At 67.3% G+C, this 17,127-nt stretch carries 17 protein-coding genes; 3 read left to right on the top strand and 14 right to left on the bottom strand.

Annotated elements, in window-relative coordinates; translation table 11 throughout:
- Positions 1 to 8: 8 nt before the first annotated feature.
- From AB3G31_RS00815 to AB3G31_RS00765, 11 genes are all read right to left on the bottom strand, one after another.
- Positions 9 to 1,352 (bottom strand): ATP-binding protein, encoded by a 1,344-nt coding sequence (locus AB3G31_RS00815; RefSeq protein WP_367848353.1) that lies wholly within the window; start codon positions 1,350 to 1,352, stop codon positions 9 to 11.
- Entirely contained in the window at positions 1,349 to 2,014 is a 666-nt protein-coding gene (locus AB3G31_RS00810) for a response regulator (protein ID WP_367848352.1), read from the bottom strand. Before AB3G31_RS00810 ends, AB3G31_RS00815 begins: the two co-directional genes overlap by 4 nt.
- Before the next feature lie 54 nt (positions 2,015 to 2,068).
- A complete protein-coding gene (locus AB3G31_RS00805) occupies positions 2,069 to 2,782 on the bottom strand; it encodes a cytochrome b/b6 domain-containing protein (RefSeq protein ID WP_367848351.1) in 714 nt (237 codons plus the stop codon).
- Positions 2,783 to 2,793: 11 nt separating this feature from the next.
- Positions 2,794 to 3,300 carry a diheme cytochrome c gene (locus AB3G31_RS00800; protein WP_367848350.1) on the bottom strand — a complete coding sequence of 169 codons (507 nt, stop codon included), beginning with the start codon at positions 3,298 to 3,300 and terminating at the stop codon, positions 2,794 to 2,796.
- Positions 3,301 to 3,323: 23 nt separating this feature from the next.
- Entirely contained in the window at positions 3,324 to 3,725 is a 402-nt protein-coding gene (locus AB3G31_RS00795; protein ID WP_367848349.1) for a DUF1924 domain-containing protein, read from the bottom strand.
- A 54-nt stretch (positions 3,726 to 3,779) separates the two neighbouring features.
- Positions 3,780 to 4,127, bottom strand: a complete 348-nt coding sequence (locus AB3G31_RS00790) for a hypothetical protein (protein ID WP_367848348.1) — start codon at positions 4,125 to 4,127, stop codon at positions 3,780 to 3,782.
- Between the two features lie 30 nt (positions 4,128 to 4,157).
- A complete protein-coding gene (gene radA, locus AB3G31_RS00785) occupies positions 4,158 to 5,528 on the bottom strand; it encodes a DNA repair protein RadA (protein ID WP_367848347.1) in 1,371 nt (456 codons plus the stop codon).
- Between the two features lie 228 nt (positions 5,529 to 5,756).
- Positions 5,757 to 6,197 carry a hypothetical protein gene (locus AB3G31_RS00780; protein ID WP_367848346.1) on the bottom strand — a complete coding sequence of 147 codons (441 nt, stop codon included), beginning with the start codon at positions 6,195 to 6,197 and terminating at the stop codon, positions 5,757 to 5,759.
- 311 nt (positions 6,198 to 6,508) lie between these two features.
- Positions 6,509 to 7,159 (bottom strand): glutathione S-transferase family protein, encoded by a 651-nt coding sequence (locus AB3G31_RS00775; protein WP_367848345.1) that lies wholly within the window; start codon positions 7,157 to 7,159, stop codon positions 6,509 to 6,511.
- Positions 7,160 to 7,172: 13 nt separating this feature from the next.
- The gene (locus AB3G31_RS00770) at positions 7,173 to 8,348 is read right to left on the bottom strand and encodes an MFS transporter (RefSeq protein WP_367848344.1); all 1,176 of its coding nucleotides are present in this window, start codon (positions 8,346 to 8,348) and stop codon (positions 7,173 to 7,175) included.
- 67 nt (positions 8,349 to 8,415) lie between these two features.
- A complete protein-coding gene (locus AB3G31_RS00765) occupies positions 8,416 to 9,618 on the bottom strand; it encodes an MFS transporter (RefSeq protein ID WP_367848343.1) in 1,203 nt (400 codons plus the stop codon).
- Positions 9,619 to 9,714: 96 nt separating this feature from the next.
- Between AB3G31_RS00765 and AB3G31_RS00760 the strand changes: the two genes are divergently transcribed.
- Complete coding sequence (locus tag AB3G31_RS00760; RefSeq protein ID WP_367848342.1) at positions 9,715 to 10,635, top strand: LysR family transcriptional regulator; 921 nt, start codon at positions 9,715 to 9,717, stop codon at positions 10,633 to 10,635.
- Positions 10,636 to 10,709: 74 nt separating this feature from the next.
- The gene (locus AB3G31_RS00755) at positions 10,710 to 11,501 is read left to right on the top strand and encodes a transglutaminase domain-containing protein (protein WP_367848341.1); all 792 of its coding nucleotides are present in this window, start codon (positions 10,710 to 10,712) and stop codon (positions 11,499 to 11,501) included.
- Positions 11,502 to 11,505: 4 nt separating this feature from the next.
- Here AB3G31_RS00755 and AB3G31_RS00750 read toward each other — a convergent pair whose 3' ends face one another.
- Entirely contained in the window at positions 11,506 to 11,853 is a 348-nt protein-coding gene (locus AB3G31_RS00750; RefSeq protein ID WP_367848340.1) for an HPF/RaiA family ribosome-associated protein, read from the bottom strand.
- A gap of 202 nt (positions 11,854 to 12,055) precedes the next feature.
- Positions 12,056 to 12,481: a hotdog fold thioesterase gene (locus AB3G31_RS00745; RefSeq protein ID WP_367848339.1), complete on the bottom strand. Its 426-nt coding sequence runs from the start codon at positions 12,479 to 12,481 to the stop codon at positions 12,056 to 12,058.
- 74 nt (positions 12,482 to 12,555) lie between these two features.
- On the opposite strand from AB3G31_RS00745, the gene AB3G31_RS00740 reads away from it, so the two are divergent.
- Positions 12,556 to 13,458 carry a DMT family transporter gene (locus AB3G31_RS00740; RefSeq protein WP_367848338.1) on the top strand — a complete coding sequence of 301 codons (903 nt, stop codon included), beginning with the start codon at positions 12,556 to 12,558 and terminating at the stop codon, positions 13,456 to 13,458.
- Positions 13,459 to 13,674: 216 nt separating this feature from the next.
- On the opposite strand, the gene AB3G31_RS00735 is transcribed toward AB3G31_RS00740, so the two are convergent.
- Positions 13,675 to 16,980, bottom strand: coding sequence for an ATP-binding protein (locus AB3G31_RS00735; protein WP_367848337.1), 3,306 nt, complete (start codon positions 16,978 to 16,980; stop codon positions 13,675 to 13,677).
- Positions 16,981 to 17,127 lie beyond the last annotated feature (147 nt).

The following is a 17,127-nucleotide window of genomic DNA, read 5'->3' as shown; positions in this document are numbered from 1 at the left end:
GGATTTTGTCAGACTCCACCCGGGGACCAGCGAACCGCCACCGCCAACCCGCCCAGCCGCTGTGAACGGCCCACCTGTACCTGCGCGCCCAGCACTTCGGCCACGCGCTGGACGATGGACCAGCCCAGACCGCTGCCGGGCTGGTCCTGGCCCAGCGGCCGGTAAAAGCGCTCGCCCAGATGGGCCATATCGGCCTCGGCCATGCCCGGGCCGCTGTCGTCCACGTGCAGTACGGTCTGCCCGCCCTCCTGCGCCACGCGGATCTGGATACGGGCCCCGGGCGGGCTGTAGCGCAAGGCGTTGTCCACCAGGTTGCGCACCAGCACCCCGGCCAGCACCGCGTCGCCCGGCACCGTGCAGGGGGTGTCGGCTTCCAGCTCCAGGATTTGCTGGCGCTGCAGGGCGGCGGGTGCCAGGTCGGCGGCGGTGCTGCGGGCCACGGCGCACAGCTCCAGCGTGTCGGTGTGCGCGGTGCCATCGGCTTCCAGACGCGCCAGCGTCAGCAGCTGCTCGACCAGCCGGGTGGCGCGGTCGCAGCCTTCCAGGGTGGCCCGCAGCGCGTGCTGGCGCTGGTCGGCATCGGCCCCGGCACCCAGCGCCACCTGGGCCTGGGCGCGGATGGCGGCCATCGGGGTGCGCAGTTCGTGGGCCGCATCGGCGGTAAAGCGGCGCTCGGATTCGCGCAAGTAGGCGATGCGCTCCAGCAAGCCGTTCAAGGCCTGCACCATGGGCCGCATTTCGGGTGGCAGGTCGGCAATCCGCACCGGCTCCAGGGCTTGCGGCTGGCGCAGGCCCAGCACCTGGCTGAGCTGGCGCAGCGGCTGCAGGCCCTGGCGCACCGCCCACCAGCCCCCCAGCGCCAGCAGCGGCAAGGCAAAGGCCAGCGGCAGCAGCAGGCTGCGCAAGATGGCCCGCAGGATCTCGCCGCGGGCCGCCGTTTCTTCGCCCACCAGCACGTAGACATCGCGGGCGCTGTGCAAGCTGGCAAACACCCGCCACTCGCGGCCCTGCGGCATCCGCACCGTGCTGAACCCGGCCACCAAAGGGGCCATGGGTGCAGCGGGTGCGTTGGCGGAGCGGACCACCAACTCGCCCGCGTGGAACACCTGGAAGGCCACGTGCGGGGCATAGCGGTAGGCCGCTGGCGTATCGATGGCGGCATCATCGTCGTCGTCCGGCGCGATTTGCTGCGCCACCAGCAGGGACGCGGCCTGGGCCAGGTGGCTGTCGAGTAGCTCGTCGAGTTCGTGGCGGGCATCGAACCAGGTGGCCACCGCCGCCCCCAGCCACACCACCATCACCAGCCCCAGCACCCCGGCCAGCAGGCGGGTTTGCAGGGAGCGGCCTTTCATGCCGGGTCGCGCTGCACGGTGTAGCCCACGCCGCGCACAGTCTGCACCACGCCCACCGCCAGCTTGCGGCGCAGGTGGTGGATGTGCACTTCGATGGCGTTGCTCTCCACCTCTTGCCCCCAGCTGTACATCTGCTGCTGCAACTGGTCGCGCGACAGCACGCGGCCCGCATTGCGCATCAGGGTGTGCAGCACATCGAATTCCCGCAGGGACAAGGCCACGCTCTCGCCGTGCACCCGTACCTGCCGCGCGGCCGGGTCCAGCTGCACCGGCCCGCTGCACAGCCACTCTTGCAGTTGGCCATGCGCGCGGCGCACCAGGCTGCGCAGGCGCGCGCCCAGCTCGTGCAGGTCCACCGGTTTGACCACATAGTCGTCGGCCCCCAGGTCCAGGCCGCGGATGCGCTCGGGCACGGTGTCGCGGGCGGTGAGGACCAGCACCGGGGTGGAAACACCGCTTTGGCGCAGGTTTTGCAGGGCCACCAGGCCGTCCTGCAGCGGCAGGCCCAGGTCCAGCACCGCTGCCGCGTAGGTGCCGGTGGCCAGTTCGCGCTCGGCCGCCAGGCCGTCACGCACCCAATCCACCTGAAAACCCAATTGCCGCAAACCGGCACGCAGGCCGTCGCCCAACAGGGAGTCATCTTCTGCCAACAGAATGCGCATCGTCAGTTGCCTTTGTTTTTCTGCTGATCTTCCGGCATTGCGGGTGTTGGCGCTTTAATCTGCATCATGTTCTGTGCGGATAACGCTGCCATCCTGGCCCGCCACCAGACCGTTCGGCGCCTGCTGCCATTGCCAGGCCCAAAAAGCCAGCACCGCCACCAGCAGCAATACTGCCAACAGAGCGTGGTTGCGTTTGGCCAGGTCGGGCCCAGGGCCTTCGACCCGCCCCGTCAACATATTGCGGGCTACATTCTTGCGGCGCAGCAGGCCCAGGATCAGCATCAAAGCCAAATGGCCGAGCACCAGCGCCAGAAAGGCGTTGCCCAGGAATTCATGCGCTTCGCCCAGCCCGTCGCCCCAGTCGCTATAGCTGGCGTATCCCGACAGGGTCAAGGGCAAGGCCAGCACCAGCAGGCCCACTACCGCCAAAGCCATGGCCAGGTTCTGCGCCTGGCGCCCATCCACCGCTTGCAGCGACGCCGCTGCTGCCAGCCACCGCGGCAGGCCCGCCAGCTTGCGCCACAGTAGGGACAACCGGGCCTGCCGGGGGCCCACCAGCCCGTACACCACCCGAAAGACCAGCAAACCGGCCAGGGTGTAGCCCAGGGTCACGTGCAGCATGCGCCAGCGCTCGCCCTCGGCCGTTAAATAAGCGCCCACAAAGCTCAAGGCAAACAGCCAGTGGAAAACGCGGGTGGGCGCATCCACCACGCGGCGGGTGGCGGGGCCGCTGGATGCGGCGGCGGGCGACGGGGTCATTGCGTTCATGTGGGGCTCCTTCAGTCATCCCAGTGGCGGCGAAAGCGCGCATCCAGGCCTTGGGGGAAAGTGATTTCCGATTCGCGGAAACTGCCGCTGTCGGCGCGGGTGTGGCAGGCGACGCAGTTGGCTGCGCTTTTTACCGCCGACTGCTTCCAGACCGCCGGATCGACCTCGCGGTGTTTGCGGATGAACCACTCCGACTGGGTGATGCGGTCCTGCGGCGGCGGCGCGCTCACCCGCTTGTAGGTGCCTGCATTGGCCTGCAGCCAGGTGCTGATCTCGCGCACGCTGGCTTCGTCCAGCGAAGCGTCGGTGCCGTAGTGCTGCTTCAGTGATCCCATCAAATGCCGCCACGAAGCCGCAGGCAGCATGCCGGGCGGATAGGCGATGTGGCAGGACACGCACTCCTGCTGGAACTTGGGCAAGGGCGTGGGCAGGGGTACACGGGAATCAGCCCCGGCACCCCAGGACAGCAGCGTGGCGGCCAGCGCCAGGGCGCAGCGGCGGGCGAAAAGCAAGTGCATGGTGGAATTTCCAGAAATGCGCATCAGCGCTGGAGGGCCACCAGCCAGGCCAGCACGTCAGCCTTTTCGGCGGCGCTGCATTCGCGTGCGAACACGTCGTTGCAATTGCGGCGAAACCATTTTTCGGTTTTGGCGGTATCGGTGAAGCGTTCGGGATTGAACGCCGGTGCCAGCGGACGGATGGCTTTACCGGTACTGGCATGTTTGCCTTCCACCGTGGGCGATGCCGTGTGGCACGACGCGCAGCTCCATTCCTTGCCGTGGCGGGTAGTGAACAGTTGCTGCCCACGCGCGGCCTGGGCAGGCGCTCCTGCCTGGGCGGTGTAGCCCGCCAGTTGTTCGGCAGGGGTGGTGGCGTGCGCCCACGGGGCCAGGGCCAGTGCGCCCCAGAGCAGCCCGCGGGCGATTGAAGTCAGGTTATGCATCGGTTCCTCCATGCAGCCCATGGTAGGAAACACAGATTACCGAAAACTTAAGGTCTAGAGCCGATCGAGCGACGGGTCCCGGGGCTGGTCGCTATGCGACACGGGAAAGCCGTCGGCCACGTAGCCAGGGCCTTTCATCAGCATCACGATCACGCAGCCAATGGCCACCGTGAGCACCGCCGACCAGTGGAACAGCACCACCCCCACCACCGCGTAGCCCACAATCTGCAGCCCGCGCAGGTCGGCAGCGGCATCGGAGGCCATGAGCCAATACCAAAGGCACCAGCCAGCGAGGGGAACGACGGTACCGACCAGCAGCACCATGGGCAGCTTGCGCCAGATAGTCCACTCCCAACCCGCCGGAGAGCGGCAGGTGGAGGGGAGTTTTTGAAGCCAGTCCATGGGAGGATGCGGTAAACCTATATCCCCATACTACGTCAAAGAACGCACAACTTCCATTGCCTGCTCGACCCGCTCCACGGCGTGGATGGTCAGGCCCTCGATGGGCTTTTTGGGGGCGTTGGCCTTGGGCACGACGGCCACGCTGAAGCCCAGTTTGGCGGCTTCTTTCAGGCGCTCCTGGCCGCGCGGCGCGGGGCGCACTTCACCGGCCAGGCCCACCTCGCCAAAAGCGATGAAGCCCTTGGGCAACGGCTTGCCGCGCAGGCTGGAGGTGATGGCCAGCAGCACCGCCAAATCGGCGGCGGGCTCGCTGATGCGTACACCGCCCACGGCGTTGACAAACACGTCCTGGTCCATGCAGGCGATGCCCGCGTGGCGGTGCAGCACGGCCAGCAGCATGGCCAGACGGTCTTTATCCAGGCCCACGCTCAACCGCCGGGGCGATGGCCCGCCGCTGTCCACCAGCGCCTGGATCTCCACCAGCAGCGGGCGCGTACCTTCCAGCGTCACCATCACGCAGCTGCCGGGCACCGGCTCGGGGTGCTGGCTCAAAAAGATGGCGCTGGGGTTGCTCACGCCCTTCAGGCCGTGCTCGGTCATGGCGAACACGCCGATTTCGTTGACCGCGCCAAAGCGGTTCTTGATGGCGCGCACCAGGCGAAAGCTGCTGTGCGTGTCGCCCTCGAAGTACAGCACCGTGTCCACCATGTGCTCCAGCACGCGCGGGCCGGCCAGCGCGCCCTCTTTGGTGACGTGGCCCACCAGCACAATGGCCACGCCGCTGGCCTTGGCCGCGCGCGTCAGGTGCGCCGCACATTCGCGCACCTGCGCCACCGAGCCGGGGGCCGAGGTGAGCTGGTCGGAATAGACGGTCTGGATCGAGTCGATCACCGCGATGTGCGGGCGGTGGGTTTGCAGCGTGCTGAGGATTTTTTCCAGCTGGATTTCGGCCAGCACCTGCACCTGGCTGTTGACAATGCCCAAGCGGCGCGAGCGCAACGCCACCTGCGCCCCGCTCTCCTCGCCGGTCACGTACAGCGTCTTCTGGCCCGCGCGTTGCAACGCATCCAGCGCCTGCAGCAGCAGCGTGGATTTGCCGATGCCGGGGTCGCCGCCGATCAGCACCACGCCGCCCTCCACAATGCCGCCGCCCAGCACCCGGTCCAGCTCGTCCAGCCCGGTGGGCGTGCGGTCCATGTCGGTAGCTTCGATATCGGCCAGGGCCATCACCTCGGCGGTTTTGGCCAGCGCCGCAAAGCGGTTGTTCTTGCTCGCCGCCACCGGCTCGGCCACGGATTCGATCAGCGTGTTCCAGGCCTGGCAGTGCGGGCACTTGCCCAGCCACTTGGGGCAGGTGCCGCCGCATTCATTGCAGGTGTAGATGGTTTTGTCTTTGGCCATGCAGCGACTATAGCCGAAGGCTGTGTAAAAACACAGTAGCTATTGTTTTGGGAGCTGCTAGCGCTTATTCCATAAGCGCTAGCAGTACTTTTTATCTGAAGATGGTTGCTACGCTGCGCTCACTGCCGCGTAAGAACCAGATGCGTGGCAAGCGGCAAGGCGACTAACGTTGAAGCCGAGCGGGCGCATAGCGATCCGACTCAGGCGACCAGTTAAAACGGCTTCCACTCATGGAAGAGGGGTAAGACGTGGAAAGTTTGCTAAGTGCTCTTCTGCTGCTCGTACTTTCCGGTGCATTGCCTTTACGCGCCATTGGTAGGCGACGAAAGAAAGTGGCGCAAGGACGACAAGAGACACAAGTGCAACGATGGCGGCAACAACATAAAGACTGGATTGAAGGATTGGATTCGACGCTTGAATCGTGGCTTGCGGCGCTAAAGCTGCCAGCACTTGAAGAAAAAACGCAAAGACAAGAAGCAGCCCTCCAACTGAGTACTGTGCTGATTGAGCAATTGCTAGAGCGGTCATCCCTTCAGTAGCTTTGTTCGGCGGACTCGCAACCCACGCAAGGCTATGCGGGTTCTGTGCTGCCGTTGGATAACAAAGCCACAAGCCAGACAACAGACCGACAGACGCGGCAACCACTGTGATGATGAAGGCGCAGGACATGAAGGGTTTTAACGCGATGTACGCCGCAAACCCTGAGGTTTACATCCGCGACTGAGGTTTGAATCATCCATCGAAATCTCCTGAAAGTGGCTTGCCGACGTGTTTCCCATAGGGTGATCCGGTTTTTATACAGGGTTTAAAACCCCGACAAACCCCGCAGACAAAACGCCGAACCACTATAGCCCGGTGAAGCTTCGCCCCACCCACACGGCGGCACGGTTCCTTCAAAAGAGCGCCACACGCAATACTCTCATTTTCGTAGCGGCTCACGCCCATTCCATAAGCGCCAGCGGCACTTTTTATCTACAAAATCAAACCCAAGGCTGCGCCAACTGCTCTGTGGCAAACACCCGCTGCACCGCCGGGCGCGCCAGCACCGTCTGCAGGTACGGCCCCAGGTGCGGATAGGTGCGCGCCGGGGCGCTGGCGAAGTTGCGGGTCCAGCGGCAGAGCATCAGCGCGTAGGCGTCCAGCGCGGAGTAGGTGGGGCCCAGCAGCCAGGGGCCGCCGTGGCGGGCCAGCTCGGCATCGAGTTGCGCCAGCAGGCCGCTGACCCGGTGCTCGGCCTGGGCCTTTACTTCGGCGGCAGCGGCGGTGTTGCCGGGGTTGACCCAGCGGTGCGGGTAGAAGTAGGCGATCAGCGTGCTTTGCAAGGTGTTGGTCATCCACACCAGCCACTTGTAGAAATGGGCGCGCTCCACGGTGCCCACCGCCGGGGCCAGGCCCGCGGCGGGGTGGCTGTCGCACAGGTGCAGGCAGATGGCGGCGGACTCGAACAGCACCAGGTCGCCGTCGGTCAGTACCGGCACCAGGCCGTTGGGGTTGAGTGCCAGATAGGCCGGGGCCTTGTGTGCGCCTGCGCTGGTGTCGACCAACAGCAGTTCAAACGGCAGGCCGATTTCTTCCAGCAGGATGTGCGGCGCCATGGCGGCGGTGCTGGGGGCGTAGTGGAGTTGCAGCATGGTGTGGTGGTGGTTATTGAGGTGCAAAGTGGCGGCGCAGGCCCCAGGTGGCCAAGCTTAAACCAGCCAGCGCCCACACCAGCAGCGGCAGCACCAGGCCCAGCGGACCCAGCCCCGCGATGGCGTAGGCAAACACCGGCGGGCCCAGGGTGGAGCCCAGGTTGCCCATTTGCGCGACCGCCCCGGTGGCGCGGGCCTGCACCGGCTGCGCGTCGCTCAAATATGGCACCAGTGCAAACGCGGAACCGCCCGCCAGGCCCACCAGCGCCATCAACAGCAAGGCCACTGGCGCAATCGGCAAGCCCTGCCACAGGCACAGCCCCAGCGCCAGCCCGGCAGCGGCAACACCCGCAAACGCCAGCGGTACCAGCGTGGAGGGCCGCAGCACCGACTGGGCCAACCAGCCCGCCAAAAAGTTGCCACCAATGCTGAGCAACGGCAGCAGCACCGGCAGCCAGGCGCGGTCGGCCCCGGCGTAGGGCGGAATAAAGGTCAGCAGGGCAATGGCGGTGGCGGTGTAGAAAAAGAAGCAGCAGCCCGGCAGCGCCGTGGCCCACTGGCTGTAGATGCGCGCATGCAGCTGCGGCAGGCTGGCCAGCGTGGGCCAAGGCTGGGTGGAGGCGCTGTCGCGGGGCAGCAGCCACAGCACCGTGCAGCCCATCAGCGCCATGGCCAGGGCGTGCACGGCCATCAAACCACCCAGTTGGAGATGCGCCAGCACCCAGCCCCCGCCCGCCGCGGTGAGTGCAAACGCCACGCCCACAAAGGTGCTCCACAGCCCCATGGCGATGGCGCGGTGCTGTGGCGCGCTGTGCTGCATGATGAGCGTGGGCGCGGCCACCACCACCGCCAGTTGCGACACGCCTTCCAGCAGCCGCGTCAGCCACAACAGCGCAAACGGCGGCTCCAGCGACTGCACCCCGGCCAGCACGGCCCCCAGCCCCATGCCCACCAACAGCAGGCGCCGGTAGCCGATGGCCGGGGCACACAAGCCCATGGTCACGCCAAACACCAGCCCCACCATGCCCACGGTGGACAAAATCCAGCCCATCGCCGCAGGCGTGGCCGCGTAGGTGGCCTGCAGGGTCTGGAAGGCAAACGACACCTTGGAAAACTGCATCGCCGCCGCCACGCCGCACAGCCACAGGGTGAGCACGCGGGGCCAGTGGGTGGTGGTCAGTGGGGCCATGGACAAAGAGGTTTGCTTTTAAAAATATAGCTGCTCATGCTGATGGAATAAGCGTGAGCGGCCTATTTTAGGCCTGGGCTTTAGGCCACAGCCGCACCGCCAGCGCCACCCCACCGGCCAGTGCCGCCAGGCCGCACACGCCCGGCCAGCCCCACTGCGCCAGGGCCTGGCTGCCCAGCCAGGCACCGCTGGCCATGCCGATGAACATGCTGCCCATCAGCACCGCATTCAGGCGGCTGCGGGCGGCGGGCTCCAGGCTGTAGACGATGGTCTGGTGGGCAATCAGGCTGGCCTGCACGCCCAGGTCGAACACCACCGCGCCCAAGGCGATCAGCCACAGCGGGCCGCCAGCGTCCATGCCACCGAGGGCCATGGCCAAAAAGGCCACCACCACCAGGCCCGCACCGATGCGCGTCACCACCTCGGGGCCCTTGCGGTCGGCCACCTTGCCGGCCAGCGGCGCGGCCAGCGCACCGGCTGCACCCGCCAGGCCAAACGCTCCGGCGGCGGCACTGCCCAGGTGGAAGGGCGCGGCGTGCAGCATCACCGCCAGCGTGGACCAGAACGCGCTGAAGGCCACACTCAGCAGGCCCTGGGCCAGGGCGGCGCGGCGCAAACCGGCATGGCGCTGCAGCAGCGTGAACAGGCTGGCCATCAGCGCCAGGTAAGGCATTTGCGTGGTCGGCACAAAGCGCGGCAGGCCGCGCCACACCGCCACGCCCAGCAAGGCGATGCTGAGCGCCGCCACCACGAACATGCCCCGCCAGCCCGCGTGCTCGGCCACAAAGCCCGACACCACCCGCGACAGCAAAATGCCCAGCAGCAGCCCGGTCATCACCGTGCCCACGGTCTTGCCGCGGCTGGATTCCGGCGCCAGCGTGGCGGCGGCGGGCACGATGTCCTGCGCCAGGGTGGCCGAGATGCCAATCGCCAGGCTGGCCGCCAGCAGCACGCCAATCGACGGCGCCGCCGCCGCCGTCAGCAGCGCAATGCACAAAATCGCCGCCTTGCCCAGGATGATGCGGCGGCGGTCAAACCGGTCGCCCAGCGGGGCCAGCAGGATCAGGCCCAGGGCGTAGCCCAGTTGCGTCAGCGTGGGCACCAGGCCGATGGCCACTGGCGACGCCTGGAACTCGCCCGCCAGCACGCCCAGCATGGGCTGGCTGTAGTACAGCGCGGCAGCGGCCAGGCCCGCGCCTGCGGCCAGTAGCAGGACCAGCGCACCGGGCAGAGCCGTGGTTTGGTTATGCGTCATAACGGTAGAAGACATGGTGAAAACCCTGAAATTGTCGGATGCCGCGAGTGTCCTTGAATCCAGCCACACAGGGAACGCCCACACTGGGCACAATGCCTATACGCTATGCGCATGAAGACCACCCCCGACCGCATCGAGCTGATGCAAACCTTTGTGCGCATCGTCGAGGCGGGCAGCCTGTCGGCGGCGGCGCTGCAGATGGGCGCCACCCAGCCCACGGTGAGCCGCCGCCTGCAGGCGCTGGAGCGCTCGCTGGGCATCAAGCTGCTGCAGCGCTCCACCCATGCCATGCAGCTCACCGAGGACGGCAGCCGCTGCTTTGCCCGGGCCAAGGAGCTGCTGGGACGCTGGGACGCGTTCGAGGCCGACCTGCGCGGCAGCCACGATGTGCCCGAGGGCACGCTGCGCGTGATGGCCCCGCACGCCTTTGGCCAGCAGCAGCTCATCACCCCGCTGGCCGAGTACCTGCGCCGCTACCCCCGGGTGGCGGTGGAATGGCTGCTGCACGACGGCACACCCAACTTCATTGCCGACGGCATCGACTGCGCCATCCACGTCGGCGCGGTGGACGACCCCACCGTGGTGTCGGTCAAGCTGGCCGAGATTCCGCGCATCGTGGTGGCCGCCCCCAGCCTGCTGGGCGACGGCCCCCGGCCCACCCATGCCGAGGACCTGGCCGCCCTGCCCTGGCTGGCGCTGCGCACCTTCTACCGCAACGAAATCAGCCTGGAGCACCGCAGCGGCACGCAACACCGCCTGGCGCTGCAGCCGCGCATCAGCACCGACAGCCTGTTTGCCATGCGCAACGCCGCGCTGATGGGCCTGGGCGTGTGCGTGGCCTCGGCCTGGGCGGTGGCCGACGACGTGGCCAACGGCACGTTGGTGCACCTGCTGCCCGAATGGCATGCCGCCCCTTTGCCGATGGTGCTGCTCTACCCCTACGCCCAGTTTTACCCGGCCAAGCTGCGGCGCTTTGCCGAAGTGCTGCGCGCCGCCCTGCACCACGGCCTGGAGCCGGCCTGGGCAAGCTGAAAATTTAGGGCCCTCCTCCTACATCCTTGTCACACCGGCAGGTCTAAGCTGGCAGCTTTTTGGGAACCACGCGCATGCAACTCACTGCCACCTGCACCCTGTCGGTCCACAACGCCGCCGAATGCCCGCTGGTGGCCATGCTGCGGGCCAGCCACGGCGAGGCCCAGCACATCCTGCAGGAAAACTTCGAGGTGCAACCCTGGGTGCCGCGCGTGGACTACACCGATGTCTACGGCAACCTGTGCCAGCGCATGGTGCTGCCGCCCGGCCCCGCCCACATGGCCTTGTCGGTCACCGCCGAAGTGGATGCCGACATTGCCGTCGCCCCGCACGCCGCCCCCACTCCCACGCAATGGCTGCCCGACAACGTGCTGCTGTACCTGCTGCAAAGCCGCTACTGCCCGTCGGACAAGATGGCCGAACGGGCGCTGGGCATCGTCGGCAATGCACTGCCCGGCTACGACCAGGCGGAAGCCATCCGCGCCTGGATCCACGCGAACCTCACCTACCAGTACGGCGTGAGCAGCGGCTCCACCGATGCCCTGGACACGCTGTCCCAGGGCGCGGGCGTGTGCCGCGACTTCGCGCATGTGGGTATCGCCCTGTGCCGCAGCCTGCGCCTGCCCGCGCGCATCGTCGTGGGCTACCTGTACGGGCTGGCCCCGATGGACCTGCACGCCTGGTTCGAGGTGTTTGTGGGGGAGCGCTGGTACACCTTCGACGCCACCCAGACCCAGCCGCGCGGCGGGCGCATCGTGATGGCCTACGGGCGGGACGCGGCGGATGTGGCGTTTATCTCCGACTACGGCAGTACGCCGCTGGAGGTGCAGCAGATGCAGGTGACAGTGGACCTGTCACCTGGTTAATTTTCTACTCTGGCAGGACCAGCGCGTCGCCGCGGGTCTTCTGGTCGTGCAGCTTGTGCAGCAGGTCGTCGATCTTGCGGGTGAGCTTGTCTGCCGCGCCATCCACCGCCTTGTGCAACGTGTCGGCATGGTGCGTCACGGCCACGGGCGGACGGCCTTCCAGGCGGGCTTCGAGCATGCAGCGCTTGTCCTGGTGGCTGTTCTTGTCGCTGTTTTCATCGCTCAGGTGCACCTCGACGCGGGTGATGTGTGCGCTGAGCCGCGCCAGCGCGTGCTGCACCACCCCGGTCACGTGGGCCGCCAAGCCTTCATGGCCTTCGATGTTGTGGTCGGTGTTGAATTGGATCTGCATAGAGTCTCCTGGTAGGGGTTATGGCAGCGCACCGAGGATGCCCTTGCTGTTAGGTAGAGCCCTTGGGGGGCAGTGAGTTCCCCCAAGGTGGCCAACCAGTCCAAATGCAATCCATTGGATGCGCCCCAAGGTCCATTATGCTCGCTATTTTTTTGATAGCTGCTCACGCCTATAGAACAAGCGCTGGAGCCACTTTTTGCCCTTAAACCTTCGGCGCCAGTATGGCCATGGTGATGCGCGAGACGCAGGTCAAATTACCTGCGTCGTCCACCAGCTCGATGGCCCAGACCTGGGTGGTGCGGCCGATGTGGACCGGGCGGGCGGTGCCGGTGACCCAGCCGTGGGTGGCGCCGCGCAGGTGGTTGGCGTTGATGTCCAGGCCCACGGCGCGGTGGCCTTCGGGGGCGGCGTACATGGCGCCAATGGAGCCCAGGGTTTCGGCCAGCACCACGCTGACGCCGCCGTGCAGCAGGCCGTAGGGCTGGCAGGTGCGGTGGTCCACCGGCACGCGGGCGCGCACGAAGTCGTCGCCCACCTCCAGAAACTCGATGCCCAGGTGGGCGATGGCGGTGCCGACGGCACCGGCGGTACAGATTTCGACGGAGAAAGGCTGCTTCCAGATGGGCATGGGGAAAACTCCAGTAAGAGATATAAACGAACCCGTTCTTATAAACCACGCCCCGCGCGTCCGGAGTCTCCCGCTTGCCCACCCCCCCTGCTTCTGCTTCTGTCTCCGCCGCCAATCTGCGCGGCATCCTGGCCATGGTGATTGCCGTGGGCTCCTTCTCGGTGATGGACGCCGCCCTGAAAACCCTGAGCCACCACTACCCTCCCCTGCAGGTGGCTTCGATGCGCGGGCTGGTGGCGCTGCCGCTGGTGGCCTTGTACGTGCTGTGGCGCCGGGAGCTGCCCAGCCTGCTGAAAATCCGCTGGCCGCTGCATTTGCTGAGGATGGTGATTGGGGTGGCGATGCTGTCGCTGTTTGTGACGGCGCTGCGCACGCTGGGGCTGGCCGAGGCCTACACCATCTTTTTCATCGCCCCGCTGCTGATCACGGTGCTGTCGATCCCGGTGCTGCAGGAGCGCGTGCGGCCGCGCCACTGGTGGGCGCTGGCGGGCGGGCTGTGCGGCGTGGTGGTGGCGCTGCGGCCCGACCAGGGGGCGTTCCTGTCGCTGGGCGCGCTGGCGGTGCTGGGCTCGGCCGTGTGCTACGCGGTGTCGTCGGTGACCAGCCGGGTGCTGAGCCGCACCGATTCCAGCGCCGCGCTGGTGTTCTGGGGCACCGGCGGGCTGGCGGTGGGGGCCGGGGTGCTGGCCTGGCCGCACTGGGTGGCGGTGCTGCCTGCAGACGCGCCGGTGCTGGCGGTGATCGCGGTGAGCGGCTTTGCCGGGCAGTTGGCGATCACGCAGGCGTTTCGCTACGGGCAGGCCGCCGTGGTGGCACCATTCGAGTACACCGCGCTGGCCTGGGGTGTGGCGCTGGACGGTCTGCTGTGGCAGTCCGCACCCGACCAGAGCACGCTGCTGGGCGGGGCCATCGTGATTGCCTGCGGGCTCTGGGTGGTGCGGCAGGAGCGCACCAAAGAGCTGGTAGTGGCACCGTGAACTTTGGCTCACCCCCAGGCTACAGTGCTGCGCACTTTCCGCCAACCCTTGCAGGGGGCAACAGCAGCGGCCTGGCGGAGCCAGTTCCGCGCTGTTCTGGAAGGGGCGTTGTTGCAGTCGCCTTGGAGATCATCAGGGCCGCTATTTTTTATCTTTATGCCTAATTGGTATCCAGCGCTTATTGAATAAGCGTAAGCAGCTACGAAAACCATAGTTTTATGCCTCTTGCTCCAGCGCCGCCTGCAGCTGCTCGGCGGCATGCTCGAAGTCGAAGCCGTTGACGGCACTCTGGAAGGCCGGGTAGCTGCCCGCGGGGAATAGGCTGCGCAGGCTGGCCGCGTGCTCCAGCACCAGTTCGACCGCATCGCCGTCGCTGTCTTCCAGCAGGTGCAGCAGTTGCTGGCCCAGGGCGCGGACTTCGGCGGTGGCGGCTACCGGGGCCGGTTCGCCATTCGGCTCGGCCACGCGCTCGGCCAACAGGGTGCGCAGGGCGGCCAGGGCACGGGTGTTTTCGGCCTGCAGGCGGGCCATGGCGGGGGCCACCTCACCGCCCGTGCTGCCACCCTGGTGCAGCGCCTCTTCCAGCGCCAGCGCGGCGGCGGCCAGGTCGGTCAGGCCGATGTTGCCGGCCACGCCCTTGGCGGTGTGGACCACGCGCTGCAGGGTGGCCAGGTCGCCCTGGGCCAGGGCCTCCTGGGCGCGCTGGGGGGCGTTGGCGTGGTGTTGCACAAACTGCTGCAGCAGCCGCAGGTAGAGCTTTTCGTTGCCAGCCACACGGCGCATCCCTGCGGCGGTGTCCAGGCCGGGCACGGCGGGCCAGGCTTGCGGGGCAGCGGGGCCGGTGGCTGCGGCCTGGGCAAGGGTGCCTGGGTTGGCGGGGCGGGCCCAGCGCAGTACCGTGTGCAGCAGGCTGGGCGGATCCAGCGGCTTGGTGATGTGGTCCACCATGCCCGCCGCCAGGCAGCGCTCACGCTCTTCGCGCAGGGCGTGGGCGGTCATGGCGATGACGGGCAGCGCGGCATAGCGGGGGTTGGCGCGGATCTGCCGGGTGGCCTCCAGCCCGCCCATCACCGGCATTTGCAGGTCCATCAGCACGGCGTGGAAGTGCTCGGGGGGCGCGGTGGCCAGCAGGTCCAGGGCGATGCGGCCGTTGTCGGCCACCACCACCTCGGCCCCGGCGGCCTGCAGCAGCTCCACCGCGATCTGCTGGTTGATGTCGTTGTCTTCGGCCAGCAGCAGGCGCAGGCCGTCCAGGCGGGCGGGGGCCGCGTCCGCCGGGGCGGGCAGCGTGGCCGGATCGGCCAGGCCGAAGCCGAGTTCAAAGCTGAAGCAGCTGCCCACGCCGGGTTCGCTCTGCACGTGGATCTCGCCACCCATGCGCTCCACCAGGCCACGGGTGATGGCCAGGCCCAGGCCGGTGCCACCGTATTTGCGGGTCACCGAGCCGTCGGCCTGGGTGAAGGCCTGGAACAGTTTGGCGGCCTGCGCTTCGGTCATGCCGATGCCGGTGTCGCGCACTTCAAAGCGCAGCCGCACCCGCTCCGGGGTCTTGTCCACGGTGTGCACGGCCACGGTGACCAGGCCCTTGTCGGTGAACTTGGCGGCGTTGCTGAGCAGGTTGGTGAGGATCTGGCCCAGGCGCAGCGGGTCGCCCACCAGGGCCGGGGCCACCTCGGAAGCCACGTCGAACACCAGGGCCAGGCCCTTTTCGGCCATGCGCTCGGCCAGCAGGGTGGTGCTGTGGTTGAGCACCTCGTCCAGCCGGAACGGCACCTGCTCCACATCGAGCTTGTCGGCCTCGATCTTGGAGAAGTCCAGGATGTCGTTGATGATGCCCAGCAGCGCCACGCCCGCGCGGTGGATCTTGCCGATGTAGTCGCGCTGGGTGCTGTCCAGGGGGGTCTTCAGCGCCAGGTGCGACAGGCCGATGACGGCATTCATCGGGGTGCGGATCTCGTGGCTCATGTTGGCCAGGAACATCGACTTGGCCTGGGTGGCTTCCTCGGCCACCTCCTTGGCCTGGCGCAGCTCGGCCTGGGCCTGGGTGAGTTCGCTGATGTCGACCAGCACGCCCACCAGCCCGGCCACCCGGCCATCGGCGTGGTGGAAGGGGTTGATCGAGTACAGGGTGGTGTGCGGCTTGCCGTCGGCAAACACAAAGGTCTCTTCCCGGCGGATCGCGGTGTTGGTGGACAGGATATACAGCTGTTCGCTCTGGATCACCTGCCGCCGCGCCAGCGGAATAAATTCCAACTCGATCACCGTGGTGCCCAGCAGGTCCCGGGCCGACAGGCCGAACGCCTGTTCGTAGGCCTGGTTGCAGCCCAGAAAGCGGGTTTCGGCATCTTTGTAGAACACGGGGGTCGGGATGCTGTCGAGCATGGCCTGCAAGGTGGCGGCGTGCTCGGCCGCCAGGCGCAGGCCGGTGTGGCGGTTGCGCATCACCTGGCTGGCAATGCGGCTGAGCAGCAAAATCAGCCCCAGCCCCAGGGCGGCCACCAGCGCCGCCAGGGAGTAGTGCCAGCGCACCATCGGGCCCAGCGCATCCAGCGGGTCCAGGGCCAGCAGCTGGTAGCCGGGCTGGGCCAGCGGCACCTGGTGGACCAGATAGGGGTTGCCATCCACCTCCCAATGGCGGGGGTGCAGCACGGAGGCCGGGCGCTGCACCGGAATCGTGGCCATCCGCGCCGTGGCGGGCGGCACCGGTGCCAGCGCGCCCACATGGCGCAGCATGAAGTCGCTGCGCGAGGCGCTGACCACAATGCCGTCGCGGTCCACCACCAGCGCAATCTGGTGCCCAGCCAGCAGCGGGGCCAGGGCGCTGGCATCGTGCTGGATGACCACCACGCCCTGGGGCACATCGTCTCGGTCGGCCCGCTGCGCGTAAAAAAAGCCCGGCTGGTTGGCGTAGCTGTTCAGCCCTTGGCCAATGGTGAACAACTGGCCCACGCCGTGCGCCATCGCGTCGTTGAAGTCGCTGCGCGCCAAGTAGGTCTGGCCCAGCAGGCTGCCGGGCTTGCGCCCGTCGCTGGTGGCCACCACTAGGCCTGCCACGTTGACCACGAACACGTGGCTGTACTCCTGCCGCTGGCGGGTCTGCTCCAGGCTATCGCCCAGAAAGCGCACAAACGGGTCGCCCACCAGCTTGGCCCGCCGGTCCGCAGTCGCCATGGCCAACAGGCCGGCAGCCTGGGGGTTGGACTCGGCCAGCAGCGCTTGCACCGAGGTCTGCTGGGCCAGCAGCGCGGCTACCGTGGCCACCTCGGAAAACTTGCGGTCGATGATGCGGGCGGTGCTGACGGCATCGGTCTGGGCCACCGCCACGCTGTCGGCAATGTGTGCGTCCACGATGCGGCCCGACAGCCACAGCGCCAGGGCCCCCACCAGCACCAGCCACAGGCAGGCACCGATGCCGGTCCAACGGTTGAGCTGCCGCAGTTGGGCCGCGAAGGCCTGTGTCAGAGTGGGCGTGGCCACCGGACGGGGACGGAGATCCGCAGGAGGCGGGAGGTCGATGGGCATGCAGTGGGCGGGACTGGAATGGCGCGGCCAGAAATCAGCGCACGGGGCTCCACCATACTGCGGATGTAACTTTATGTACACCCACGCCTGGGCATGCCCTTCTGCATGAACACTACAAAATAAGTAGCTGCTTACGCCCATGCCATC

Source organism: Rhodoferax sp. WC2427 (assembly GCF_040822085.1).
In the GTDB taxonomy this organism is placed as follows: domain Bacteria; phylum Pseudomonadota; class Gammaproteobacteria; order Burkholderiales; family Burkholderiaceae_C; genus Rhodoferax_B.
Note: the sequence above shows the minus strand (reverse complement) of the source record. Positions and strands in the feature narration are given on the sequence as shown.

What these genes read in the sequence shown, in the direction of transcription:
- AB3G31_RS00815 (WP_367848353.1), bottom strand. Translation starts at nt 1,352, where the DNA reads ATGAAAGGCCGCTCCCTGCAAACCCGCCTGCTGGCCGGGGTGCTGGGG.
- AB3G31_RS00810 (WP_367848352.1), bottom strand. Translation starts at nt 2,014, where the DNA reads ATGCGCATTCTGTTGGCAGAAGATGACTCCCTGTTGGGCGACGGCCTG.
- AB3G31_RS00805 (WP_367848351.1), bottom strand. Translation starts at nt 2,782, where the DNA reads ATGAACGCAATGACCCCGTCGCCCGCCGCCGCATCCAGCGGCCCCGCC.
- AB3G31_RS00800 (WP_367848350.1), bottom strand. Translation starts at nt 3,300, where the DNA reads ATGCACTTGCTTTTCGCCCGCCGCTGCGCCCTGGCGCTGGCCGCCACG.
- AB3G31_RS00795 (WP_367848349.1), bottom strand. Translation starts at nt 3,725, where the DNA reads ATGCATAACCTGACTTCAATCGCCCGCGGGCTGCTCTGGGGCGCACTG.
- AB3G31_RS00790 (WP_367848348.1), bottom strand. Translation starts at nt 4,127, where the DNA reads ATGGACTGGCTTCAAAAACTCCCCTCCACCTGCCGCTCTCCGGCGGGT.
- radA (WP_367848347.1), bottom strand. Translation starts at nt 5,528, where the DNA reads ATGGCCAAAGACAAAACCATCTACACCTGCAATGAATGCGGCGGCACC.
- AB3G31_RS00780 (WP_367848346.1), bottom strand. Translation starts at nt 6,197, where the DNA reads ATGTCCTGCGCCTTCATCATCACAGTGGTTGCCGCGTCTGTCGGTCTG.
- AB3G31_RS00775 (WP_367848345.1), bottom strand. Translation starts at nt 7,159, where the DNA reads ATGCTGCAACTCCACTACGCCCCCAGCACCGCCGCCATGGCGCCGCAC.
- AB3G31_RS00770 (WP_367848344.1), bottom strand. Translation starts at nt 8,348, where the DNA reads ATGGCCCCACTGACCACCACCCACTGGCCCCGCGTGCTCACCCTGTGG.
- AB3G31_RS00765 (WP_367848343.1), bottom strand. Translation starts at nt 9,618, where the DNA reads ATGTCTTCTACCGTTATGACGCATAACCAAACCACGGCTCTGCCCGGT.
- AB3G31_RS00760 (WP_367848342.1), top strand. Translation starts at nt 9,715, where the DNA reads ATGAAGACCACCCCCGACCGCATCGAGCTGATGCAAACCTTTGTGCGC.
- AB3G31_RS00755 (WP_367848341.1), top strand. Translation starts at nt 10,710, where the DNA reads ATGCAACTCACTGCCACCTGCACCCTGTCGGTCCACAACGCCGCCGAA.
- AB3G31_RS00750 (WP_367848340.1), bottom strand. Translation starts at nt 11,853, where the DNA reads ATGCAGATCCAATTCAACACCGACCACAACATCGAAGGCCATGAAGGC.
- AB3G31_RS00745 (WP_367848339.1), bottom strand. Translation starts at nt 12,481, where the DNA reads ATGCCCATCTGGAAGCAGCCTTTCTCCGTCGAAATCTGTACCGCCGGT.
- AB3G31_RS00735 (WP_367848337.1), bottom strand. Translation starts at nt 16,980, where the DNA reads ATGCCCATCGACCTCCCGCCTCCTGCGGATCTCCGTCCCCGTCCGGTG.